The 24,088-nt window shown below is 62.5% G+C and carries 15 protein-coding genes, 2 tRNA genes and 2 pseudogenes; 17 read left to right on the forward strand and 2 right to left on the reverse strand.

The annotated features are described in order from the left end of the window. Positions 1 to 68: 68 nt before the first annotated feature. The 4 genes and pseudogenes from ACZ5M5_RS03010 (at position 69) to ACZ5M5_RS03025 (ending at position 4,688) form a co-directional block, all read left to right on the forward strand. A complete protein-coding gene (locus ACZ5M5_RS03010) occupies positions 69 to 1,256 on the forward strand; it encodes an ATP phosphoribosyltransferase regulatory subunit (protein ID WP_060739419.1) in 1,188 nt (395 codons plus the stop codon). Between the two features lie 54 nt (positions 1,257 to 1,310). Then, the gene (locus tag ACZ5M5_RS03015) at positions 1,311 to 2,603 is read left to right on the forward strand and encodes an adenylosuccinate synthase (protein WP_039592540.1); all 1,293 of its coding nucleotides are present in this window, start codon (positions 1,311 to 1,313) and stop codon (positions 2,601 to 2,603) included. A gap of 1,125 nt (positions 2,604 to 3,728) precedes the next feature. After that, positions 3,729 to 3,782, forward strand: a pseudogene (locus ACZ5M5_RS03020) (hypothetical protein); the annotation flags it as partial. A gap of 201 nt (positions 3,783 to 3,983) precedes the next feature. Next, a complete protein-coding gene (locus tag ACZ5M5_RS03025) occupies positions 3,984 to 4,688 on the forward strand; it encodes a methyl-accepting chemotaxis protein (RefSeq protein ID WP_371919216.1) in 705 nt (234 codons plus the stop codon). 214 nt (positions 4,689 to 4,902) lie between these two features. Here ACZ5M5_RS03025 and ACZ5M5_RS03030 read toward each other — a convergent pair. Together ACZ5M5_RS03030 and ACZ5M5_RS03035 are read right to left on the reverse strand one after the other, a co-directional pair. Then, positions 4,903 to 4,989, reverse strand: a tRNA-Leu gene (locus ACZ5M5_RS03030). Between the two features lie 176 nt (positions 4,990 to 5,165). After that, positions 5,166 to 5,252: transfer RNA gene (locus ACZ5M5_RS03035), tRNA-Leu, on the reverse strand. Between the two features lie 227 nt (positions 5,253 to 5,479). Here ACZ5M5_RS03035 and rnr point away from each other — a divergent pair. The 13 genes and pseudogenes from rnr (at position 5,480) to ACZ5M5_RS03100 (ending at position 24,001) form a co-directional block, all read left to right on the forward strand. Further along, a complete protein-coding gene (gene rnr / locus ACZ5M5_RS03040) occupies positions 5,480 to 8,116 on the forward strand; it encodes a ribonuclease R (RefSeq protein ID WP_060739417.1) in 2,637 nt (878 codons plus the stop codon). Next, complete coding sequence (gene rlmB, locus ACZ5M5_RS03045; RefSeq protein WP_060739416.1) at positions 8,113 to 8,871, forward strand: 23S rRNA (guanosine(2251)-2'-O)-methyltransferase RlmB; 759 nt, start codon at positions 8,113 to 8,115, stop codon at positions 8,869 to 8,871. Before rnr ends, rlmB begins: the two co-directional genes overlap by 4 nt. A gap of 305 nt (positions 8,872 to 9,176) precedes the next feature. Continuing rightward, the gene (gene rpsF, locus ACZ5M5_RS03050; RefSeq protein WP_003186395.1) at positions 9,177 to 9,605 is read left to right on the forward strand and encodes a 30S ribosomal protein S6; all 429 of its coding nucleotides are present in this window, start codon (positions 9,177 to 9,179) and stop codon (positions 9,603 to 9,605) included. 28 nt (positions 9,606 to 9,633) lie between these two features. Beyond that, positions 9,634 to 9,864 carry a 30S ribosomal protein S18 gene (rpsR, locus tag ACZ5M5_RS03055; RefSeq protein ID WP_002551829.1) on the forward strand — a complete coding sequence of 77 codons (231 nt, stop codon included), beginning with the start codon at positions 9,634 to 9,636 and terminating at the stop codon, positions 9,862 to 9,864. A 36-nt stretch (positions 9,865 to 9,900) separates the two neighbouring features. After that, complete coding sequence (locus ACZ5M5_RS03060) at positions 9,901 to 10,791, forward strand: YybS family protein (protein WP_092175832.1); 891 nt, start codon at positions 9,901 to 9,903, stop codon at positions 10,789 to 10,791. Positions 10,792 to 10,809: 18 nt separating this feature from the next. After that, positions 10,810 to 11,256 carry a 50S ribosomal protein L9 gene (gene rplI, locus ACZ5M5_RS03065; RefSeq protein WP_003186385.1) on the forward strand — a complete coding sequence of 149 codons (447 nt, stop codon included), beginning with the start codon at positions 10,810 to 10,812 and terminating at the stop codon, positions 11,254 to 11,256. A gap of 117 nt (positions 11,257 to 11,373) precedes the next feature. Beyond that, positions 11,374 to 12,771, forward strand: coding sequence for a replicative DNA helicase (gene dnaB, locus ACZ5M5_RS03070; protein ID WP_027911801.1), 1,398 nt, complete (start codon positions 11,374 to 11,376; stop codon positions 12,769 to 12,771). A gap of 188 nt (positions 12,772 to 12,959) precedes the next feature. Then, a complete protein-coding gene (locus ACZ5M5_RS03075; RefSeq protein WP_060739414.1) occupies positions 12,960 to 15,260 on the forward strand; it encodes a YgiQ family radical SAM protein in 2,301 nt (766 codons plus the stop codon). A 313-nt stretch (positions 15,261 to 15,573) separates the two neighbouring features. Next, the gene (locus ACZ5M5_RS03080) at positions 15,574 to 16,500 is read left to right on the forward strand and encodes a hypothetical protein (protein WP_060739413.1); all 927 of its coding nucleotides are present in this window, start codon (positions 15,574 to 15,576) and stop codon (positions 16,498 to 16,500) included. Further along, positions 16,497 to 16,958: a hypothetical protein gene (locus ACZ5M5_RS03085; protein ID WP_103308792.1), complete on the forward strand. Its 462-nt coding sequence runs from the start codon at positions 16,497 to 16,499 to the stop codon at positions 16,956 to 16,958. Before ACZ5M5_RS03080 ends, ACZ5M5_RS03085 begins: the two co-directional genes overlap by 4 nt. Before the next feature lie 165 nt (positions 16,959 to 17,123). Beyond that, a complete protein-coding gene (locus ACZ5M5_RS03090) occupies positions 17,124 to 20,417 on the forward strand; it encodes a transglutaminase family protein (RefSeq protein WP_464738568.1) in 3,294 nt (1,097 codons plus the stop codon). Between the two features lie 208 nt (positions 20,418 to 20,625). Then, entirely contained in the window at positions 20,626 to 23,112 is a 2,487-nt protein-coding gene (locus ACZ5M5_RS03095; protein ID WP_464738569.1) for a circularly permuted type 2 ATP-grasp protein, read from the forward strand. Beyond that, a pseudogene (locus ACZ5M5_RS03100) lies at positions 23,112 to 24,001 on the forward strand (transglutaminase family protein). The gene ACZ5M5_RS03095 and the pseudogene ACZ5M5_RS03100 overlap by 1 nt, the downstream one beginning before the upstream one ends. The last annotated feature ends 87 nt before the right edge of the window (positions 24,002 to 24,088 follow it).

Here is a 24,088-nt window from a genome sequence, read left to right on the forward strand (position 1 = left end):
CAAGTATTTTCTGCTTCACTCAAGGCTTGCCCGAGGGCTGGCCGCCCGGACCATAGGGGAATGGCGTAATGGCAACGGTAGACCGCTGGCTGCTGCCAGATGGCATCGAAGAAGTACTGCCACCGGAAGCTGCGCGTATCGAAGTAGCGCGTCGGCAGGTGTTGGATCTGTTCCAGAGCTGGGGTTACGAGTTCGTCGTCACCCCGCATATCGAGTACCTGGAATCCCTGCTCACCGGCGCGGGCCAGGACCTGGATCTGCGCACCTTCAAGGTGATCGACCCGCAGTCGGGCCGGCAGATGGGCTTTCGGGCCGACATCACGCCGCAAGTGGCGCGCATCGACGCCCATACCCTGCGCCGTGAGGGCCCGAGCCGCCTGTGCTACGCCGGCAGCGTGCTGCATGCCCAGCCGCGTGCCTTGTCATCTTCGCGCAGCCCGATCCAGCTGGGCGCCGAGTTGTATGGCGATGCCAGCCCGAGCAGCGACGTAGAAGTCATCAGCCTGATGTTGGCCATGCTGCAACTGGCTGACGTGCCTGATGTCCACATGGACCTGGGGCATGTCGGCATCTATCGCGGCCTGGCCCGTGCGGCCGGTTTGTCCGGTGAAGTGGAACAACAGCTGTTCGATGCCCTGCAACGCAAGGCCATCGACGAAGTCATCAGCCTGACCGAGGGCCTGCCGGCCGATCTGTCGAGCATGCTGCGGGCGCTGGTGGACCTGTGCGGCGGGCGTGAAGTATTGGCCGCAGCCCGTGAGCGCCTGGCCCATGCGCCGGCGCCGGTGTTGGCCGCGCTGGACGATTTGCTGGCGATTGCCGAGCGACTGTCGGTGCGCTTCCCCGAGTTGCCGCTGTATTTCGACCTGGGCGAGTTGCGCGGTTATCACTATCACACCGGCGTCGTGTTCGCCGTGTTTGTACCGGGCGTGGGCCAGTCCATCGCCCAGGGCGGCCGTTATGACGACATCGGTGCCGACTTCGGTCGCGCCCGTCCGGCGACCGGTTTCTCTACCGATTTGAAAACCCTGGTGACCCTGGGGCGTGCTGAAGTCGAGCTACCGTCTGGCGGTATCTGGATGCCTGACAGTACGGATGCAGCACTCTGGCAGGCAGTCTGTCAGTTGCGCAGTGAGGGTCAGCGTGTCGTTCAGGCCTTGCCTGGGCAGCCTTTGGCCGCCGCCCGTGAAGCGGACTGCGACCGGCAATTGATTCAGCAGAACGGGCTTTGGCAAGTATTGCCGCTGGCTTCTTGAGTTTTCCCGCCGGCCGCGGCCGGCACCAAGTTTGCGCGAATGAGGACAAGTGTTATGGGTAAGAATGTCGTAGTCCTGGGCACCCAGTGGGGTGATGAGGGCAAAGGCAAGATCGTTGATCTGCTGACCGAACATGCTGCCGCCGTAGTGCGCTACCAGGGTGGCCACAACGCAGGCCACACCTTGGTGATCGACGGTGAAAAAACCGTCCTGCACCTGATTCCGTCGGGCGTGCTGCGCGAAGGCGTCCAGTGCCTGATCGGCAACGGTGTGGTGGTTGCGCCCGATGCCTTGCTGCGGGAAATCATCAAGCTGGAAGAGAAAGGCGTACCGGTGCGCGAGCGCCTGCGTATCAGCCCGTCCTGCCCGCTGATCCTGTCCTACCACGTGGCGCTGGACCAGGCCCGTGAAAAGGCCCGTGGCGAGCTGAAGATCGGCACCACCGGTCGTGGCATCGGCCCGGCCTACGAAGACAAGGTGGCCCGTCGTGGCCTGCGCATCGGTGACCTGTTCCACCGTGAGCGTTTCGCCGCCAAGCTGGGCGAGTTGCTGGACTACCACAACTTCGTCCTGGTCAATTACTACAAAGAACCGGCCATCGACTTCCAGAAGACCCTGGATGAGTGCATGGAGTACGCCGAGCTGCTCAAGCCGATGATGCTCGACGTCACCGCCGAGCTGCACGAGCTGCGCCGCGCCGGCAAGGACATCATGTTCGAAGGTGCCCAGGGTTCGCTGCTGGACATCGACCACGGTACCTACCCGTACGTCACCAGCTCCAACACCACTGCCGGCGGCATCGCCACCGGTTCGGGCTTCGGTCCGATGTACCTGGACTACATCCTGGGCATCACCAAGGCCTACACCACCCGCGTCGGTTCGGGCCCGTTCCCGACTGAGCTGTTCGACGACGTCGGTGCCTTCCTGGCCAAGCGCGGCCACGAGTTCGGCGCCACCACCGGCCGCGCCCGTCGTTGCGGCTGGTTCGATGCCGTCATCCTGCGTCGCGCCATCGACGTCAACAGCATCTCGGGCCTGTGCCTGACCAAGCTGGACGTGCTGGACGGCCTGGAAACCATCAACATCTGCGTGGGCTACAAGAACCAGGATGGCGCTGTCATCGACGCACCGACCGACGCCGACAGCTACATCGGCCTGGAGCCGGTGTACGAGCAGATGCCAGGCTGGACCGAATCGACCGTCGGCGCCAAGACCCTGGAAGAACTGCCTGTGGCAGCGCGCAACTACATCAAGCGCGTCGAAGAGTTGGTCGGTGCGCCGATTGACATTATTTCGACGGGGCCGGACCGCAACGAAACCATCGTGCTGCGTCATCCGTTCGGCTGATAAGCCTTTGATGTAAAAAACAAAGGGCCCTCGTTGGGGCCCTTTGTCGTTTCTGCCTGCCGGGCGGCACGACACTTGCTATGCAACTCCATTAAGGCACCGTTTTCCTGAGTGCCATCAAATTAATGGCGTTTGGTAGAGGGATTTCACGTGTCGGCCGTTCTCTCACTGTTACAAAGCCGTTTGCTACGGCCAGTGTTCGTTACCCTGGGTATCGCCCTTTTGGTGCAGGTGCTGGTAGCCGTTGCGCTGACCCGAAGCACCGTCACGGCGCTGGAAGCCGATCTGGGTGCGCGGTTGGGGGCGGACAGCCAGAAGCTTTCCGCCGAGCTGGAGCAGGCCGGGCGAGAGGTTACGTCGAGCCTGGACAGTCTGTCCGCCAATACCCGCCAGCGGCTCAATGCCGGCTTGTCGGCTCGCCTGAAGGACGAGCAGGCGCAGTTGCGTGGGACCTTGGAGAAGGACTTGAGGGATTCCGCCAATGATATGGCGCAGCTCCTGGCTTCTGTTGCGCCGCGTGCCATGTGGGATAACGACGTGCCCACCCTCTCTGAATTCGCCCGTCGGGCCCAGCGCAACCCCAACGTGCTGTTCGTCATCTATGACGACGCCGCAGGTGAGCACCTGACGCGCTACCTGAACCGGGAAAACCCGATCAACAAAGCGCTGCTGGAAAAAGGCAAGGGCGAGCGGGCGTTGGACAAGGTGCTGGACGCGGCGAAGAACGATCCGTCGGTGTATTACCTCGAAGCCTCGATCAACCCCAACGGCGTCGAGATCGGCAAAGTCTTGATGGGGGTTTCCACGGCGGCCGTTGAAACCGACCTGAAGGCGCTGGACCAGCGCTTCTCGGCCTTGATCGCCAGCAGCGATCAATTGGTCGGCGACAGCCTCAAGGGCGCGGCGGCTGACAGTGCCACTGCCATGCGCGGTCGCCTGGAGTCGGCCCAAACCACGGCCACGCAGATGCAGACCAACACCGCCAGCACCGTGCAGGACGCTGCGGGCACCTTGCGCTGGCGCATCGGCCTGGGCCTGGCGCTGGTGGGTTTCGGCGTGCTGGTGTTGCTGGCCGTGGTGCTGGGGCGTCGGGTGGTCAATCGCTTGAAACTGCTGATCGCGGCCATGAACGACCTGGCGGCGGGCGAGGGTGACCTGACCAAGCGAGTGCAAATCAACAGCAAGGACGAAATCGGCGACATGGCCGCGGCGGTCAATCGCTTTGTGGATAAGTTGCAGCCCATCGTTCGCGAGGCGGGCGATGTGGCCCAGCGCACCGGTGTGGAAATCGGTGCGATGACCTTGCGCAACTCCGGCGCCGATGCGGCGGCTGGGATGCAGCGTGATGAAGTGGCCGAGAGCCTGCGTGCGCTGTCGCAAATGGCGGACGAGGCTCAATCGGAAAGCCAGGCAATGCAGGCGGCCCTGCAGCAAGTGGTGGAGATCCGCCAGGCCACCGATGAAAACACGCGCACTTCGGCCAAGGTCAGCGGCTTGATCGAGGCCCTGGCCGGCCAGGTTGATACCGGGGCGGCAGTGATCGAGCGGTTGGCGCAGCAGAGCGAACAGATTGAAGTGGTGCTGACCGTGATTCACGGCATCGCCGAGCAGACCAACTTGCTGGCCTTGAACGCGGCCATCGAGGCGGCGCGGGCCGGGGAAACCGGGCGCGGCTTTGCGGTGGTGGCGGATGAGGTGCGGGCGTTGGCGAGCAAGACCCAGAGCTCCACGGGCGATATCCAGGCGCATATCGTGGCCTTGCAGCAGGGGGCTCGCGAGGCGGTGGCTGCCATCGGCCAGGCCGGGCGCCAGGCCAGCGAAGGTTTGTTGGTGCTGCGTGACAGCGCGCGGTTGCAGCAGTCGGTGCAGGCGTCCGTCGAGCAGGTGCACGCGGCCATCGGCCTGGCGACCCAGGCGGCGGCTCATCAGGCCCAGGGCGCGCAAGCGGTGCGTGGGCGGGTGGAAACCATCCATGCCCAGGCTGAGAAAGCGGCCCAGGCCGTGGTTGAGACCACCGCCAGCGGCAAGGTGCTGGACAACCTGGCGGCGCAACTGAAGGCAAGTCTGGGGCAGTTCAGGGCCTGATCGGGTGGCCGGGCTGGACCCATCGCGAGCAAGCTCGCTCCCACAGTGGATCTCTGTTCACTGCGATCCTTGTGGGAGCGAGCTTGCTCGCGATAGCGAGCTTGCTCGCGATAGCGATCTCAGAGGCTCAGATACATTTCCAATACCCAGAAACGCAAAAACCCGCTTTCGCGGGTTTCTGTGAGGTTCAAGGCCGTGACCTTGAAGCTTGAATTGGTGCCCAGAAGAAGACTCGAACTTCCACGACCTTGCGGTCACCAGCACCTGAAGCTGGCGTGTCTACCAATTTCACCATCTGGGCAGCATCTTCAGCGTTGCCGCTGTTGATGTGGCGCACTATACGGAGCGCGTTTTGATCTGTAAACCCCTGTTTTTGTTTTAGTAATTGCCCGGTGCAATTTCAGGGGGCGGAAATGCAAAAACCCGCTTTCGCGGGTTTTTGTTGAGCTGCCAGGTCATTGACCTGCTGCTCGAAATTGGTGCCCAGAAGAAGACTCGAACTTCCACGACCTTGCGGTCACCAGCACCTGAAGCTGGCGTGTCTACCAATTTCACCATCTGGGCAGTATCGGCTACGTGTGTACGTCGTCGATGGCGCGCACTATACGGAGCGTGTTTTTAACTGTAAACCCCTGCGGAGAAAAAAACCGCTAAATTTCACGAGCGGTGCGTTCCGGGGGCTTCGAAGGCAGGTCAAATGATCCTGGAAACGCTATCGGATGCTTGAAATTTCCCGTTTCATTAAGCCTATGCCAAACTAACCCGCATATAGACAAGGTGAAAACTCTCTAATGGCCGATTGGCAGTCCCTCGATCCCGAGGCCGCTCGTGAAGCGGAAAAATATGAAAACCCTATTCCTAGCCGTGAACTGATCCTGGCGCATCTCGCCGATCGGGGTTCGCCTGCTAGCCGCGAGCAGTTGGTCGAAGAGTTCGGTCTGACCACCGAGGACCAGCTCGAAGCCCTGCGCCGCCGTCTGCGCGCCATGGAGCGCGACGCTCAACTGATCTACACCCGGCGCGGCACCTATGCACCGGTGGACAAGCTCGACCTGATCCTGGGCCGCATCGCCGGTCACCGTGACGGCTTCGGTTTCCTGATCCCGGACGACGGCAGCGACGACCTGTTCATGAGCCCGGCGCAAATGCGCCTGGTGTTCGACGGTGACCGGGCCCTGGCCCGCGTGTCCGGCCTGGATCGTCGCGGTCGCCGTGAAGGCGTGATCGTCGAAGTGGTGTCCCGTGCCCATGAAAGCATCGTTGGCCGTTACTTCGAAGAAGGCGGTATCGGTTTTGTCGTGCCGGATAACCCGAAGGTTCAGCAGGAAGTGCTGATTACCCCGGGCCGTAATGGCGCCGCCAAGGTGGGTCAGTTCGTCGAGGTGAAAATCACCCATTGGCCAACTGCGCGCTTCCAGCCACAGGGCGATATCGTTGAAGTGGTCGGCAACTACATGGCGCCGGGCATGGAAATCGATGTTGCGCTGCGCACCTACGACATTCCTCACGTCTGGCCCGAGGCGGTGCTCAAGGAAGCCGCCAAGCTCAAGCCGGAAGTCGAAGAGAAAGATAAAGAAAAACGCATCGACCTGCGCCATCTGCCGTTCGTCACCATCGACGGCGAAGATGCCCGCGACTTCGACGATGCGGTCTACTGCGAAGCCAAGCCCGGCAAGCTGCGCCTGTTCTCCGGCGGCTGGAAGTTGTTCGTCGCGATTGCCGACGTGTCCAGCTACGTGAAGATCGGTTCGGCCCTGGATAACGAAGCCCAGGTGCGCGGCAACTCCGTGTATTTCCCTGAGCGCGTGATTCCGATGCTGCCTGAGCAGCTGTCCAACGGCCTGTGCTCGCTGAACCCGAAAGTCGACCGTTTGGCCATGGTGTGCGAGATGACCATCTCCAAGACCGGCGAAATGACCGACTACCAGTTCTACGAAGCGGTGATCCACTCCCAGGCGCGCCTGACCTACAACAAGGTCAGCACCATCCTGGAAACGCCGAAGACCAGTGAAGCCAAGGCGTTGCGTACCGAATACGCTGGCGTGGTGCCGCACCTCAAGCAGCTGTACTCGCTGTACAAGGTGTTGCTGGGTGCCCGTCACGTGCGTGGCGCGATCGATTTCGAGACCCAGGAAACCCGGATTGTCTTCGGTTCCGAGCGCAAGATCGCCGCGATCACCCCGACGACCCGTAACGATGCGCACAAGCTGATCGAAGAGTGCATGCTGGCGGCCAACGTGGCCACCGCCGAATTCCTCAAGAAGCACGAGATTCCTGCGTTGTACCGCGTGCACGACGGCCCGCCGCCGGAGCGTCTGGAAAAACTGCGCGCCTTCCTCGGCGAGCTCGGCCTGTCCCTGCACAAAGGCAAGGACGGCCCGACGCCGAAGGACTACCAGGCACTGCTGGCCAGCATCAAGGACCGTCCGGATTACCATGTGATCCAGACAGTGATGCTGCGCTCCCTGAGCCAGGCGGTGTACAGCGCTGACAATCAGGGCCACTTCGGTCTGAATTACGAGGCGTACACCCACTTCACCTCGCCGATCCGCCGTTACCCGGACCTGCTCACGCATCGTGCGATCCGCAGCGTGATCCATTCCAAGCAGAACACCCCGCACGTCAAGCGCGCCGGTGCCATGACCATTCCGAAGGCGCGGATCTATCCGTACGACGAAGCGGCCCTGGAACAGTTGGGCGAGCAGTGCTCCATGAGCGAACGCCGCGCCGACGAAGCCACTCGCGACGTGGTGAACTGGCTCAAGTGCGAGTTCATGAAAGACCGCGTGGGCGAGTCGTTCCCAGGCGTGATCACTGCCGTGACCGGCTTTGGTTTGTTTGTCGAACTGACCGACATCTACGTCGAGGGCTTGGTGCACGTCACCGCCTTGCCGGGCGATTACTACCACTTCGATCCTGTGCACCACCGCCTGGCGGGCGAGCGCACCGGTCGCAGCTTCCGCCTGGGCGACACCGTGGAAGTGCAGGTCATGCGCGTCGACCTCGATGAGCGCAAGATCGACTTCGGCATGTCTGACAAGCCCGCCGAGGCACCGACTGGCCGTAAAAAACGTGGCAGCGAGACCGCAGCGCCTGCGACCAAAGGTAAAGGTAAGGGGGCTCCTGCAAAAGCCGCGGAGCCTGAGCCAGCCAAGGCCGGTCGCCGTTCGTCCGTCAAGGACAAGGCTCCCGAAGCCTACCGCCCCAGCGACGCAGCGGCGAAAAACGCCGAACTGCGCAAGAGCCGCGAGTTGAAGCAGCAGTTGCTCAACGAAGCCAAAAGCGGTGGTAAAGCGGCGTCTGGGGGAAAGTCCCACGGGGCGGAAAAGCCGTCGAGCAAGCCGAGTAAACACCGTAAAGGCCCGCCAAAAGCGGGGTCGGCCCCCGCGAAAAGCGGCGGGTCGCGCAAACCTAAGGCCAAGTCATGAGTCTGGAAAAAATCTACGGCGTGCACGCCGTAGAAGCACTGCTGCGTCACCACCCCAAACGTGTCAAGCAAGTGTGGTTGGCGGAAGGTCGCAGCGAGCCGCGCGTGCAAGCGCTGGTCGAACTGGCTACCCAAAACAAGGTTGCCATCGGCCAGGCCGAGCGTCGTGAAATGGACGCGTGGGTCGAAGGCGTTCACCAGGGTGTGGTGGCGGACGTCAGCCCGAGCCAGGTCTGGGGCGAGGCGATGCTCGACGAACTGCTCGATCGCACCGAAGGCGCCCCCCTGCTGCTGGTGCTGGATGGCGTGACCGATCCGCATAACCTCGGCGCCTGCCTGCGTTCGGCGGATGCCGCCGGTGCGTTGGCGGTGATCGTGCCCAAGGACAAGTCGGCAACCCTGACGCCCGTGGTGCGCAAGGTGGCCTGCGGCGCGGCGGAAGTGATCCCGTTGGTGGCGGTGACCAACCTGGCGCGCACCCTGGAAAAACTCCAGCAGCGCGGCCTCTGGGTGGTCGGCACGGCGGGCGAGGCCGAGGTCAGTATCTATGACCAGGACCTGACGGGCCCGACGATCCTGATCATGGGCGCCGAAGGCAAGGGCATGCGTCGCCTGACCCGCGAGCATTGCGACTACCTGGTCAAGCTGCCGATGGCTGGCAGCGTCAGCAGCCTCAACGTCTCGGTGGCCACCGGCGTGTGCCTGTTCGAGGCGCTACGCCAGCGGAGCGTCAAGGCTGTCGCCAAAAAGCCCTGATCCAGACGCGTATCAAATGTGGGAGCGAGCTTGCTCGCGATGACGGTGCCGCCGTGACGTAAAAGTCGACTGGCACGCCGCTATCGCGAGCAAGCTCGCTCCCACAGTGTTTTGTGCAAGGTGAGGATCGGCGGCTGTTCAAATAATCGCCAATTGCCTTGCGCCGCCCTCGGCCCTTCTCTACAATTGCGCCCCTTGCTGTGATGGCAGGCACTTATGTGTCTAGCGTCCACAAGTCCATAAGTGTCATTCACTCCTTGTCTGACCGTTTTTGAGCGGCAGGCTACAACCCGTAAGGAGCATTCATGCGTCATTACGAAATCATCTTTTTGGTCCACCCGGATCAAAGCGAGCAAGTCGGCGGCATGGTTGAGCGTTACACCAAGCTGATCGAAGAAGACGGCGGAAAAATCCACCGTCTGGAAGATTGGGGCCGTCGTCAACTGGCCTACGCAATCAACAATGTTCACAAGGCTCACTACGTGATGCTGAACGTTGAGTGCACTGGCAAGGCCCTGGCCGAGCTGGAAGACAACTTCCGCTACAACGATGCAGTGATCCGTAACCTGGTCATCCGTCGCGAAGAAGCCGTCACCGGCCAATCCGAGATGCTCAAGGCTGAAGAAAACCGCAGTGAGCGCCGTGAGCGTCGCGACCGTCCTGAGCACTCTGACAGCGCCGATGGCGATGACAGCGATAGCGACAGCGACAACAGCGATAACGCTGACGAGTAATCCACGGACCTTTTAAGGAGCCAATCACATGGCACGTTTCTTCCGTCGTCGTAAATTCTGCCGCTTCACCGCTGAAGACGTGAAAGAGATCGATTACAAAGATCTCAACACTCTGAAAGCCTACGTATCCGAGACCGGCAAAATCGTTCCAAGCCGTATCACCGGTACCAAAGCTCGTTATCAGCGTCAGCTGGCCACCGCTATCAAGCGCGCCCGCTTCCTGGCCCTGCTGGCCTACACCGACAGCCACGGCCGCTGAGACCGGGCAGTCGACGAGTAGTAAGGGATTGAATGCATGCGCGCCTTAGCTGACTTCATCATGCGGGGACGTGTGCAGGCCACGTTGGTTGTGGCCGGATCCGCGGCATTGCCGCTGTTGTTCTGGTTGAGTGCCGCCGCTGGGTGCCTTGTGCTCCTGCGGCGCGGTTCGGACGCCTTGAGCGTCCTGGGTATCGGGTTGCTGTCAGCGTTGGTGAGCTGGTACTTCCTGAAGGACCCGACAACACTTTTGGTGTTGCTCGGGGCTGGTGGCCTGGCGTTGGTTTTGCGCGCCGGCCATACCTGGAATCGCGTGCTGCTGTGCAGCGTGGCCGTGGGGTTGTTGTGTGCGGTGAGCCTGGGAACTGTATTCAGTTCCTTCATCGAGTCACTGGCGCAGACGTTCGAACACGTCCTGCCGCTGGCGATGGGTGAGGTCTACGAGACATTCTCGGCAGACCAGAAGGCGTTTCTCACCGCCCTGAGCGCTCCGCTGATGATCATTTCGATAGCGTCTTCGCTGCAGATCTTTAGCGTGCTGTGCCTGATTCTTGGGCGCTATTGGCAGGCGTCGTTGTATAACCCCGGTGGTTTCGGTCGCGAGTTTCGCGCCATCCGATTCCCCAAGAGCGTGGCGCTGTCACTGCTGGCCGTCATGTGTGTCGCTCCGTTCTTCGGGCTGCATGCACTGATCCTGTTGCCGTTGTGCAGTGTTGCGCTGGTCTTCGCCGGCCTGGCCCTGATTCACGGGCTGGTGGCGCAGAAGCGACTGGCCACGTTCTGGCTGGTGGGGATATACGTGACGTTGTTGCCTTTCATGCACTTGCTCGGTCCGTTGCTCGTGGTCTTGGCCATCGTTGACAGCCTGATTGATTTTCGCGGTCGTATGGCGTCGAAAGACGCCGACAACGCGAACGGTGAAGGTTAAAAGTTAGAGGATTTTCACATGCAACTGATCCTTCTGGAAAAAATCGCCAACCTGGGCAACCTGGGCGACAAAGTAAACGTTAAGGCCGGCTACGGTCGTAACTACCTGCTGCCTTTCGGCAAAGCCACCGCTGCGACCGCTGCCAACCTGGCTGCGTTCGAAGAGCGTCGTGCCGAGCTGGAAAAAGCCGCCGCAGACCGTAAGGCATCGGCTGAAAGCCGTGCTGCCCAACTGGCCGAGCTGGAAGTGACCATCACTGCCACCGCTGGCGACGAAGGCAAGCTGTTCGGTTCTATCGGTACTCACGACATCGCTGACGCACTGACCGCCTCCGGCGTTGAAGTGGCGAAAAGCGAAGTTCGTCTGCCGAACGGCACCATCCGCAACGTAGGCGAATTCGACGTAGCCGTGCACCTGCACGCCGAAGTTGAAGCCACCGTACGCGTTGTCGTGGTAGCAGCCTAAGCAACACCTGTCGGTTGGCACCCTCGGGTGCTAGCCGGTAACATCGGGCACGATCCTGTTTACAGGTCGTGCCCTTTGTCTTTCTGCAATTGCTGAATTTCATAACCAGACGTGGCCATGAACGAAATCACCGCTCCCGAGCAATACGATCTGCAAACCGCCGCCCTGAAGGTGCCTCCGCATTCCATCGAGGCCGAACAGGCCGTGCTCGGTGGCCTGATGCTGGACAACAACGCCTGGGAACGCGTGCTCGATCAAGTCTCCGACGGCGATTTCTACCGGCATGACCACCGCCTGATTTTCCGTGCGATCGCCCGTCTGGCCGATCAGAACATGCCGATCGACGTCGTTACCCTGGCCGAGCAATTGGACAAGGAAGGGCAGACGTCCCAGGTTGGCGGCCTCGGTTACCTGGGCGAACTGGCGAAAAACACGCCGTCGGTCGCCAACATCAAGGCCTATGCGCAGATCGTCCGCGAGCGGGCGACCTTGCGTCAGTTGATCGGCATCAGCACCGAGATCGCCGACAGCGCTTTCAACCCGGAAGGTCGCACCGCCGCCGAGATCCTCGACGAAGCCGAACGGCAGATCTTCCAGATTGCCGAGGCTCGGCCGAAAACCGGCGGACCGGTGAGCGTCAACGACCTCTTGACCAAGGCCATCGACCGCATCGACACCTTGTTCAACACCGACAACGCCATCACCGGCCTGTCCACCGGCTACACCGACCTCGACGAGAAGACCAGCGGCCTGCAACCGTCCGACCTGATCATCGTCGCCGGCCGTCCGTCCATGGGTAAGACCACCTTTGCGATGAACCTGGTGGAAAACGCCGTGCTGCGCAGCGACAAGGCGGTGCTGGTGTACTCCCTCGAGATGCCAGGCGAATCGCTGATCATGCGTATGCTCTCGTCCCTGGGGCGCATCGACCAGACCAAGGTCCGTTCCGGCCAACTGGAAGACGACGACTGGCCGCGCCTCACCTCGGCGGTCAACCTGCTCAATGACCGCAAGCTGTTCATCGACGATACGGCCGGTATCAGCCCGTCGGAAATGCGCGCCCGGACCCGGCGCCTGGTGCGTGAGCACGGCGATATCGCGCTGATCATGATCGACTACCTGCAGCTGATGCAGATCCCCGGTTCCAGCGGCGACAACCGGACCAACGAGATTTCCGAAATCTCCCGTTCCCTCAAGGCCCTGGCCAAGGAGTTCAACTGCCCGGTGGTGGCGCTCTCCCAGCTGAACCGTTCCCTGGAACAGCGCCCGAACAAGCGCCCGGTGAACTCCGACTTGCGGGAATCCGGAGCGATCGAGCAGGACGCCGACGTCATCATGTTCGTCTACCGCGACGAGGTGTATCACCCCGAGACGGAGCACAAGGGCATCGCCGAAATCATCATCGGCAAGCAGCGGAACGGCCCGATCGGCTTCATCCGCCTGGCGTTCATCGGCAAATACACGCGCTTCGAAAACCTGGCGCCGGGTAGCTACAATTTCGATGACGATGAGTAAGTTCTTCGTCGTCTGATCCGGCCTCATCGCGAGCAAGCTCGCTCCCACAGAGGAATGCATTCCAAGGTGGGAGCGAGCTTGCTCGCGATAGGTGCGCCGCCGATTTCCGACCATAGCCGTCGGAATTGGTCAAAATTTGTGCTATATTCCGCGCCCGCGATTTTTCATCCTTTATACCGGTCATCGACATGCAAGCAGCCAAGCCGTTATTTGACTATCCCAAGTACTGGGCCGAATGTTTCGGCCCGGCGCCGTTCCTGCCCATGAGCAGGGAGGAGATGGATCAGCTCGGCTGGGATTCGTGCGACATCATCATCGTGACCGGTGATGCCTACGTCGATCACCCATCGTTCGGCATGGCGATCATTGGCCGTTTGCTGGAAGCCCAGGGCTTTCGCGTGGGGATCATTGCCCAGCCGAACTGGCAGTCCAAAGACGACTTCATGAAGCTTGGCGAGCCCAACCTGTTTTTCGGTGTCGCGGCCGGCAACATGGACTCGATGATCAACCGCTACACCGCCGACAAGAAAATCCGCTCCGATGACGCCTACACCCCAGGTGGCCTGGCGGGCAAACGGCCGGATCGCGCGAGCCTGGTCTACAGCCAGCGCTGCAAGGAAGCCTACAAAAACGTGCCGATCGTGCTGGGTGGTATCGAAGCGTCGCTGCGCCGCATCGCCCATTACGACTACTGGCAGGACCGGGTGCGCAACTCGATCCTGATCGACGCCTGCGCCGACATCCTGCTCTACGGCAACGCCGAGCGGGCGATTGTCGAAGTCGCCCAGCGCCTGTCCTATGGCCACAAGATCGAAGACATCACCGACGTGCGCGGCACCGCATTCATCCGTCGCGATACGCCGCAAGGCTGGTACGAAGTCGATTCCACGCGCATCGACCGCCCGGGCAAGATCGACAAGATCATCAATCCGTACGTGAACACCCAGGACACTCAAGCCTGCGCCATCGAGCAGGAGAAGGGGCCGGTTGAGGACCCGAGCGAAGCCAAGGTCGTGCAGATCCTGGCGAGCCCGAAAATGACCCGCGACAAGACCGTGATTCGCCTGCCATCGGTGGAAAAGGTCCGTGGCGACGCGGTGCTCTACGCCCACGCCAACCGTGTGCTTCACCTGGAAACCAACCCGGGTAACGCTCGCGCCTTGGTGCAGAAGCACGGCGAAGTCGACGTCTGGTTCAACCCGCCGCCCATTCCGATGACCACCGAAGAAATGGACTACGTGTTTGGCATGCCTTACGCGCGTGTTCCCCATCCGGCGTACGGCAAGGAGAAAATCCCGGCCTACGAGATGATCCGTTTCTCGGTGAACATCATGCGTGGCTGCTTTGGTGGCTGCACCTTCTGCTCGATCACCGAGCATGAAGGCCGGATCATCCAGAACCGCTCCGAAGAGTCGATCATCCGCGAGATCGAAGAGATCCGCGACAAGGTCCCGGGCTTCACCGGGGTCATTTCCGACCTCGGCGGCCCGACCGCGAACATGTATCGCATTGCCTGCAAGAGCCCGGAAATCGAATCCGCGTGCCGCAAGCCGTCCTGCGTGTTCCCGGGCATCTGCCCGAACCTGAACACCGACCATTCTTCGCTGATCCAGCTGTACCGCAGCGCCCGGGCCTTGCCTGGGGTGAAGAAGATTTTGATTGCCTCCGGCCTGCGTTACGACCTGGCGGTCGAGTCGCCGGAATACGTCAAGGAGCTGGTGACCCACCACGTTGGCGGTTACCTGAAGATCGCTCCGGAGCACACCGAGGAAGGCCCGCTCAACCAGATGATGAAGCCGGGCATCGGCAGCTATGACAAATTCAAGCGGATGTTCGAGAAGTACACCAAGGAAGCCGGGAAAGAGCAGTACCTGATTCCCTACTTCATCGCTGCCCACCCGGGCACCACCGACGAAGACATGATGAACCTGGCGCTGTGGCTCAAGGGCAACGGCTTCCGGGCCGACCAGGTGCAGGCGTTCTATCCGTCGCCGATGGCCACCGCCACCGCCATGTACCACTCGGGCAAGAACCCGCTGCGCAAGGTCACCTACAAGAGCGATGCGGTGACCATCGTCAAGAGCGAGGAGCAGCGCCGCCTGCACAAGGCCTTCCTGCGGTATCACGACCCCAAGGGCTGGCCGATGCTGCGTGAGGCGTTGACCCGCATGGGGCGGGCCGATTTGATCGGGCCGGGCAAGAACCAATTGATCCCGCTGCACCAGCCGGCCACCGACAGCTACCAGAGCGCCCGTCGCAAGAACTCGACGCCAGCCGGCAGCCACAAGGTGGCCAAGGAAACCACCAAGATCCTGACCCAGCACACCGGCCTGCCGCCGCGGGCCAGCGATGGCGGTAACCCGTGGGACAAGCGTGAGCAGGCCAAGGCCGCGGCTTTCGCCCGCAACCAGCAGGCCGCCAAGGAACGCAAGGATGCGGCCAAGGGCAAGGGGCCGAAGCCGGCACGCAAGCCTGTCGTGCCACGCTAACGGGTCAATCTACGATGTAAAACGCCAGCCTCAGTGCTGGCGTTTTGCTTTCTAGCGACGGTGCTGCCCATTTGCTATCTTGGCCGCCGCCGGTGCCAGCCTAGCCAATGCAATAAAGCCGAGCGCAGCTCTTGTGGCGAGGGAGCTTGCTCCCGCTCGGCGGCGAAGCCGTCGTAAACCGGCCGGCACGGTCTGCCTGGGAGCATGGCATGGGATTGTTTGGGGCCGCTTCGCAGCCCAGCGGGAGCAAGCTCCCTCGCCACAGTATTGTGTGTGGATAAAGACTCACTTCCGATTCTCAAGGACGATTCATATGAGCAGCGCTACAACGGGCATCGGCATGGACCTGAGCTTCTCCCAGTTCATGGCCCGCAAACGCATCGAAAGCCAGATCAACCTGCCGCGCCTGTTTGCTGCCATTGACGCCGATCCTGGCATCGCCGGGGCGGGTGTGGTGTATGTCGATTCCGAATACAACGTCGTGACACTGCGCGAGTTCAAGCCGATTTGCAGCATCGCGCCCAAGCGCATCATTTTGCGCGAGGCGAAAAAATACATCGCGCCGCAGCAGTTCATCGATCAGGTCAAAAGCAGCCCGCGCGAGTCCAAGCTCGGGCTTGAAGCGACCAATGCCGGCTTGTCCTGTGTCGCCGCGGTGATCGGCTGGGTGGTGGTGTTCAGTGGCAGCGTCGCGGTGCCCTTTACGGCGGGGGCAAGTGCCTTTGTCGTTGCCCTGGGCGCCGCTGCCGCGACGGCCAGTACTGCGCAATGCGTCATTGGCGGGATGCGGGTGGCCAATGAGCTGAGCAATCCGACCGGCAACGATGAGATGAACGACGCCGACTGGTACAACATCGTGTCGCCGATCCTTGACGGGGTTTCCCTGGTGGGGGTCGGTGGCTCGGCCCTGACGACTGTCCGGCTGCTCAAGGCCAACAAGGCGGCCGCCACCGGAAAGAGTTGGTATCAGTTGCTCAAAGGGCTGAATCGGCAAGAGCGCAGCAAACTGACCAAGGAGCTGTTGACGCTAAGGGACCCGAGCCTGACCGCGAAGCTGCTCAAGCTGCAGCAGCGCGCGGGCGCCCTGCCCAAACGTTATTCGTCTGCCGAGATCAGGCACGCGACACTGACGCAGATAAAGGACTCCCTCGGAGGCGCGCTGGGGGTCATTGGCAGTTATACCGGCGATGGCGCCGTGAAGACGGTTGCCGTCGGCCTGTACGAGGAGTTCACGGAATGATCGGGGGCGGATCGCTGAAGTCATTCCTCGCCCGTTATTTTCCGGTGTTCATGGGGACGATCCTGCTGGGCTGCTTTTCCGGGTCCACGCTGCTTGTGTTGGCCGGGGCCACCTATTGGCGTGCCCTGGAGCCGTCAGCCAGGACCGACTATGTCGGGCTCGGCACCTTGGCCCTGGTGCTCGTCCTGGTCCTGGGCAACCTCTTGATCGCTCGCGGGCGCGCCTGGGCGGTCTGGTGGGTGGCGGGGTATTTCCTGGCCTGTCTGGCGGCGGTGCTGCCTACGTTCGCTTATGGCGCGCATCAGGGCGTATACCTGTTCGCTGTGCTGTTGCCACTGCTGGGGCTGTTACTGCTCAACAGCAAGCGTCATCGGGAAATGCGCAGCAAACTCGTCGATATCCGCCGCCAACGCGCGCTGATCATTCAGGCCGCCAAGGCCTCGCGCCCGCGTCGCTGAGTCGATTCGCGCCGCATTTATGTGCATTCCTTTACAGATGAATACGGGCATCGCGCGTTTTTAGTGCTCTACTGCCTTGAGTAGACAAAGAAAGTGTCGGGCCTGCCTGCATGGCATAAGTCTTGCGCCGCTTTCGATACCGCCCAGGCTCGCAGGAGGCACGTCGTGTCGATCCATGTCGCATTGCATCACGTCACGCATTACCGCTACGACCGCGCCGTCGAACTCGGCCCGCAGATCGTTCGCCTGCGCCCGGCAGCCCACAGCCGCACGCGGATTCTTTCCTATGCGCTGAAGGTTTCGCCCGAGCAGCATTTCATCAACTGGCAGCAAGACCCCCAGGGCAATTACCTGGCGCGGCTGGTATTTCCCGAGAAAACCCGGGAGCTGCGGATCGAGGTCGATCTGCTGGCGGAAATGGCGGTGTTCAATCCGTTCGATTTCTTTCTTGAGCCCTACGCCGAGAAAATTCCGTTTGCCTATGCGGCTGACGAACGCAAGGAGCTGGCGCCTTACCTGGAAACCCTGCCGCTGACGCCGAGGTTCCAGGCCTACCTGGATGGCATCGACCGTACGCCGTTGCCGTCGGTGGATTTCCTGGTGGCGCTCAACCAGCGCCTGAGCGAAGACATCAATTACCTGATCCGCATGGAACCCGGCGTCCAGACCCCGGAGCATACCCTTGAGCACGCGTCCGGCTCGTGCCGCGACTCGGCCTGGTTGTTGGTGCAGCTGTTGCGCAACCTTGGCCTGGCCGCGCGGTTTGTCTCCGGTTACCTGATCCAGTTGACCGCCGACGTGAAGAGCCTCGATGGCCCGTCCGGCACCGACGTCGACTTCACCGACTTGCATGCCTGGTGCGAGGTCTACCTGCCCGGTGCCGGCTGGATCGGCCTGGATGCGACGTCCGGGCTGTTTGCCGGTGAAGGCCACATCCCGCTGGCCTGCAGTCCCGATCCGTCCTCGGCGGCACCGATCAGTGGCCTGGTGGAGCCCTGCGAGTGTGAGTTCAGCCACGAAATGTCCGTCGAGCGGGTCTGGGAAGCGCCGCGGGTGACCAAGCCTTACACCGACGCGCAATGGCTGGCGATCCAGGCCCTGGGGCGGCAGATCGATGCCGATCTGCTGGAGGGCGATGTGCGCCTGACCATGGGCGGCGAACCGACCTTTGTCTCCATCGATGACCCGGACGGCGCCGAGTGGAACACCGCGGCACTCGGGCCGGACAAGCGCCGGCTCTCCGCCGAGCTGTTCCAGCGCATGCGCAATCACTATGCGCCCAAGGGGCTGGTGCATTTCGGCCAGGGCAAGTGGTACCCCGGCGAGCAACTGCCGCGCTGGTCGCTCAATTGCTATTGGCGGCGCGACGGGGTGCCGATCTGGCACAACAGCGCGTTGATCGCCGACGAGCAGGAGGATTACGGCGCCGATGGCGAACTGGCCGGACGCTTCCTGGCGAGCGTCGCCGAGCGTTTGAAGATTCCTGCGCGGTTCGTCTTCCCGGCCTACGAAGACAACTTCTATTACCTCTGGCGCGAAGGCGCACTGCCTTCGAACGTCACGGCCGAGGACCCACGCCTGGAGGACGCCCTGGAGCGTGCACGGTTGCGCAAGGTCTTCAGCCAGGGGCTGGACAAGGTCATCGGCCAGGTCCTGCCGTTGGCTCGCACCGCCAAGGGGGATCAATGGCAAAGCGGTCGCTGGTACCTGCGGGACAACCACTGTCGCCTGGTGCCGGGGGATTCGCCCCTGGGGTATCGCTTGCCGTTGGCGTCCCAGCCTTGGGTGACGGCGGCCGAGTACCCGTTCATCCACCCCACCGACCCGAACCAGGACTTGCCCGAACTGCCCGGCACCGAGCAACTGGCGCGTCACGGCGAGGCGGCGACCGAGCAGGAGCGTGTCCCGGAGATCGACAAGTCCGCTGACTGGCTGACCCGCACCGCCTTCTGTGCCGAGGCCCGCGAAGGCCGGCTCTATCTGTTCATGCCGCCCCTGGAGCGGGTCGAGGATTACCTGGAACTGGTCAGCGCCATCGAGGCGACGGCTGAGGAGCTGCGGTGCCCGGTGCTGTTGGAAGGCTACGAGCCGCCGAGCGACCCGCGCCTGAGCAATTTCCGCATCACCCCCGACCCCGGTGTGATCGAGGTCAACGTACAACCTTCGGCGACCTGGGATGAGTTGGTCGAGCGCACTGAGTTTTTGTACGAAGAGGCGCGACAGACCCGACTGACCACCGAGAAATTCATGATCGATGGCCGGCACACCGGCACGGGCGGCGGCAACCATTTCGTACTGGGTGGCGCGACACCGGCCGACTCACCGTTCCTGCGACGTCCCGACCTGCTGCGCAGCCTGATCAGTTACTGGCATAACCACCCGTCGTTGTCCTACCTGTTTTCCGGGTTGTTCATCGGCCCGACCTCCCAGGCGCCCCGCGTGGACGAGGCGCGCAACGACGCCTTGTACGAGCTGGAAATCGCGTTTGCGCAAATGCCACAGCCCGGCGAAGCGTGTCCGCCGTGGTTGGTCGATCGCTTGTTGCGCAACCTGTTGATCGACGTGACCGGCAATACGCACCGCGCCGAATTCTGCGTCGACAAGCTCTATTCACCGGACGGCGCCACTGGGCGTCTCGGCCTGTTGGAGTTGCGTGCGTTCGAGATGCCGCCCCACGCCCGCATGAGCCTGGCCCAGCAGTTGCTGCTGCGGGCGCTGGTGGCGCGGTTCTGGCGCGAGCCTTATGCGCCAGCGAAACTGGCGCGCTGGGGCACCGAGCTGCATGACCGTTTCCTGCTGCCGCACTTTATCGAGCAGGATTTTGCCGACGTCATCCATGAGCTAAACGCCGCCGGCTACCCGCTGCGGGCCGAGTGGTTCGCCGCGCACCTGGAGTTCCGCTTCCCCAAGGTGGGCGATTACGCGGTCAGCGGTATCGAGCTGCAATTGCGCCAAGCCCTCGAGCCTTGGCATGTGCTGGGGGAGGAGGGCGCGGTGGGCGGCACCGTGCGTTACGTGGATTCCTCCCTGGAGCGTTTGCAGGTCAAGCTCAGCGGCCTGGCGCCGCAACGCTACTTGCTGACCTGCAATGGCGTGCCGGTGCCGTTGCAACCGACTGGTCGGGTCGGCGAATTTGTCGCTGGGGTGCGTTTCCGAGCGTGGCAACCGGCCAACTGCCTGCAACCGACCATCCCGGTGCATGCGCCGCTGGTTTTCGACTTGCTCGACACCTGGATGCAACGTTCCGTGGGCGGTTGCCAGTATCATGTGGCCCATCCGGGCGGGCGCAACTATGACAGCCTGCCGGTGAATGCCAACGAGGCCGAGAGCCGGCGCATGGCGCGCTTCTTCCGTCTCGGACACACGCCGGGGAAACTGCCGATACCCAGCCTGGCAGTGGATGACGAGTTTCCACTCACGCTCGACCTGCGACGTTTTCAAGGGGCACCCAAGGTCTAAGTGAACCCCGTGGCGAGGGAGCTTGCTCCCGCTCGGTTGCGCAGCGACCGTAAAATTCTGAGGCCGCTGCGCAGCCCAGCGGGAGCAAGCTCCCTCGCCACGATGATTGCAGTCCGAAAGCCAGGCCGGATCCAACATAAAACACACCTATCCGGGCGTCATGCGCTTGCGCTAGTCTCACCTTTCATTGCCGTCTGCCGAGCTTTCCATGCCTGACCTGCTTGACCGTTACCCGCTGACGACGGGCACCTATCACGAATTAATGGACGACAGCGGTGCGGTACGTACGCACTGGCGGCGGCTGTTCGACCAGTTGCAGCGCAGCACGCCGGCCCAGTTGCTCCAGCGCCAGGCCCTGCTGGCCCGACAGATCCAGGAAAACGGCGTGACCTACAACGTCTACGCCGATCCGAAAGGCGCCGACCGGCCGTGGGAGCTGGACCTGCTGCCCCATGTGATCGACCCGCAAGAATGGAAGCATCTGTCCGCCGGAATCGCCCAGCGTGCGCGATTGCTCAATGCGGTGCTGGCCGACCTGTACGGGCCGCAGCGGCTGATCAGCGAAGGGCTGTTGCCGGCAGAGCTGGTGTTCGGGCACAACAATTTCCTCTGGCCCTGCCAGGGCATCGCGCCGCCGGACGGCAGTTTCCTGCACTTGTATGCGGTGGATCTGGCGCGCACGCCCGACGGCCGCTGGTGGGTCACGGCGGACCGGACCCAGGCGCCTTCGGGGGCCGGGTACGCGCTGGAAAATCGCATGATCGTTTCCCGCGCCTTCCCCGACTTGTATCGCGACTTGAAGGTGCGGCACCTGTCCGGATTTTTCCGCACCTTGCAGGAAACCCTGGCGCGACAGGCACCCAGCGACGGCGAGTCGCCGCTGGTGGTGCTGTTGACGCCGGGGCGGTTCAACGAAAGCTATTTCGAACACCTGTACCTGGCGCGCCAGCTGGGCTATCCGCTGGTGGAGGGCGGCGACCTGACGGTTCGCGATGCTACGGTCTACCTCAAGACCCTCAGTGGCCTGCGCCGGGTCCACGCCATCATGCGTCGGCTCGACGACGATTTCTGCGACCCCCTGGAATTGCGCACCGATTCGGCCCTCGGCGTGCCGGGGTTGCTGGAAGCCGTGCGCCAGGGCCGGGTGCTGGTGGCCAATGCCTTGGGCAGTGGCGTGCTGGAGTCGCCGGGTCTCCTGGGCTTTCTGCCGAAGATCAACCAGTACCTGTTCGGCGAAGAACTGCTGCTGCCGTCCATCGCCACCTGGTGGTGCGGTGAGCCGCCGGTGCTGGCCCAGGCCCTGGAAAAATTGCCGCAACTGTTGATCAAGCCGGCATTTCCTTCCCAGAGTTTCAGCCCGGTGTTCGGTCGCGACCTGAGCGAGGCGCAGCGCGGCCAACTGGCGGCGCGCATGCAGGCACGGCCTTATGCCTATGTCGCCCAGGAACTGGCGCAACTGTCCCAGGCACCGGTCTGGCAGGCCGAAGATGGGCAAATCCAGCCCCGGGCGATCGGCATGCGCATGTATGCCGTGTCCGGCAAGGATGATTATCGGGTGCTGCCGGGTGGCCTGACCCGGGTGGCCGCCGAGGCCGATGCCGAAGTGGTGTCGATGCAGCGCGGTGGCGCCAGCAAGGACACTTGGGTCTTGGGAGAGCAGGCGCCCGGCGGTGAACAATGGAAGGCCCAGCGAACCGTGGGGGTCCATGACCTGGTTCGACGGGATCCGTACCTGCCTTCGCGGGTGGTGGAAAACCTGTTCTGGTTCGGCCGCTACTGCGAGCGTTGCGATGGCAGCGCGCGGTTGTTGCGGATCATGCTGGCGCGTTATGTCGATGGCGACGATCCGCAGGCCCTGCAATCGGCGGTGGCGCTGGGCGAAAGCCTGATGCTGCTGCCCGAAGAGGGCGAGCTGCCCGAGCGTTTGTTGGCGGCACTGCTGGGGGACGACTGGTCGTTCAGCCTGCGCTCCAACCTGCAGCGCTTGCAATGGGCCGCCTCGCAGGTGCGCGGCAAGCTGTCCCGGGAGAACTGGCAGGCGCTGGTGGAGCTGCAGCGCGAAGCCATGGAACTGGAAACCGAGGAAGCGGACTTCGGCGAGTTGCTGGATTTCCTCAATCGGCTGGTGATGTCCCTCGCGGCGTTGTCCGGGTTCGCCCTGGACGACATGACCCGTGACGAAGGCTGGCGCTTCCTGATGATCGGCCGGCGCCTGGAGCGCCTGCAGTTTCTCAGCAGCAGCCTGGCGGCGTTCCTGCGCAGCGATGCGGTATTCGATCAGGCTGGGCTTGAGTGGTTGCTGGAACTGGGCAACAGCAGCATCACCTACCGTTCGCGTTACTTGGCGGTGGCCCAGTTGATCCCTGTGCTGGACCTGCTGCTGCTGGACGAACAGAACCCCCACGCGGTGCTCTTCCAGTTGAAGCTGGTGACCCGCACGCTCAAGCGCTTGAACGATGATTTTGCCGCGCCCAGGGAAACCGTCTTGCCGGACCTGGTCGCACGCCTGTCACGCTTTGACCTGCGTTGCCTGGAAAACCCGTTGTTCGGTGAAGCCAGCCTGCGCGCCGCACTCGATGGGCTGGCCGACCTGTTGCAGGAAGTGGCCGATGCCAGCGGCCAGGTGTCCGATCGCCTGGCCTTGCGTCATTTCGCCCATGTCGATGACGTCAGCCAACGCACGGTGTCCGTCTGATGAGCGCTCGTTACCAGATCCTCCACGATACCCATTACCACTACGACAGCCCGGTGTCCCTGGCCCAGCAGCTCGCTCATCTGTGGCCACGGGCCTGTGACTGGCAGCGTTGCACCGAACAGCAACTGTTGATCAGCCCGGAACCGACGACCCGGCGCGATGAACAGGATGTGTTTGGCAACCCGCTGACCCGGCTGGCCTTTGAACGGCCCCATGATGAGCTGCTGGTCAATGCCCGCTTGAGCGTCGAGGTGCTGGCCCGTCCCGAGCTGGATTTCAACCTGTCCCCGGCCTGGGAGTCGACCCGCAACGCGCTGACCTACAGTGGCCGGCCACTGGCTGCGCCGTTGCTGGAAGCGTGCCGCTATCGTTTCGAGTCACCGTATGTGCATCTCAAGCGCAGCTTCGTCGAGTTTTCCGAAAGCTGCTTCCCGCCGGGACGACCGTTGATGGTCGGCGTTCGAGCGCTGATGGAGAAGATTTTCGAGGAATTCACCTTCGATGCCGAGGCGACCCAAGTGGCGACGCCGCTGGTGGAGGTGCTGGAGCGGCGGCGGGGCGTATGCCAGGACTTCGCCCACCTGATGCTGGCTTGCGTGCGTTCTCGCGGCCTGGCGGCGCGTTACGTCAGCGGCTACCTGCTGACCCAGCCGCCGCCCGGCCAGCCCCGGCTGATTGGCGCCGATGCGTCCCATGCCTGGGTCTCGGTGTATTGCCCGGTGTTGGGGTGGGTGGACTTCGACCCGACCAACAACGTCCAACCGGCCCTGGAACACATCACCCTGGCCTGGGGCCGGGATTTTTCCGATGTGTCACCGTTGCGGGGGGTGATCCTGGGGGCGGTGCCCATGATCCTGAAGTGCGGGTGACGGTGATGCCGTTGGAATGAACGCTGTATGAACACTGTGGGAGCGAGCTTGCTCGCGATAGCATCGTGTCAGTCAATGAGGAGGTTGACTGTTGATTCGCTATCGCG

The organism is Pseudomonas sp. Van50, assembly GCF_055390755.1.

Coding starts and splice junctions, on each gene's coding strand:
- ACZ5M5_RS03010 (WP_060739419.1), top strand. CDS start 69: ATGGCAACGGTAGACCGCTGGCTGCTGCCAGATGGCATCGAAGAAGTA.
- ACZ5M5_RS03015 (WP_039592540.1), top strand. CDS start 1,311: ATGGGTAAGAATGTCGTAGTCCTGGGCACCCAGTGGGGTGATGAGGGC.
- ACZ5M5_RS03025 (WP_371919216.1), top strand. CDS start 3,984: ATGGCGGACGAGGCTCAATCGGAAAGCCAGGCAATGCAGGCGGCCCTG.
- rnr (WP_060739417.1), top strand. CDS start 5,480: ATGGCCGATTGGCAGTCCCTCGATCCCGAGGCCGCTCGTGAAGCGGAA.
- rlmB (WP_060739416.1), top strand. CDS start 8,113: ATGAGTCTGGAAAAAATCTACGGCGTGCACGCCGTAGAAGCACTGCTG.
- rpsF (WP_003186395.1), top strand. CDS start 9,177: ATGCGTCATTACGAAATCATCTTTTTGGTCCACCCGGATCAAAGCGAG.
- rpsR (WP_002551829.1), top strand. CDS start 9,634: ATGGCACGTTTCTTCCGTCGTCGTAAATTCTGCCGCTTCACCGCTGAA.
- ACZ5M5_RS03060 (WP_092175832.1), top strand. CDS start 9,901: ATGCGCGCCTTAGCTGACTTCATCATGCGGGGACGTGTGCAGGCCACG.
- rplI (WP_003186385.1), top strand. CDS start 10,810: ATGCAACTGATCCTTCTGGAAAAAATCGCCAACCTGGGCAACCTGGGC.
- dnaB (WP_027911801.1), top strand. CDS start 11,374: ATGAACGAAATCACCGCTCCCGAGCAATACGATCTGCAAACCGCCGCC.
- ACZ5M5_RS03075 (WP_060739414.1), top strand. CDS start 12,960: ATGCAAGCAGCCAAGCCGTTATTTGACTATCCCAAGTACTGGGCCGAA.
- ACZ5M5_RS03080 (WP_060739413.1), top strand. CDS start 15,574: ATGAGCAGCGCTACAACGGGCATCGGCATGGACCTGAGCTTCTCCCAG.
- ACZ5M5_RS03085 (WP_103308792.1), top strand. CDS start 16,497: ATGATCGGGGGCGGATCGCTGAAGTCATTCCTCGCCCGTTATTTTCCG.
- ACZ5M5_RS03095 (WP_464738569.1), top strand. CDS start 20,626: ATGCCTGACCTGCTTGACCGTTACCCGCTGACGACGGGCACCTATCAC.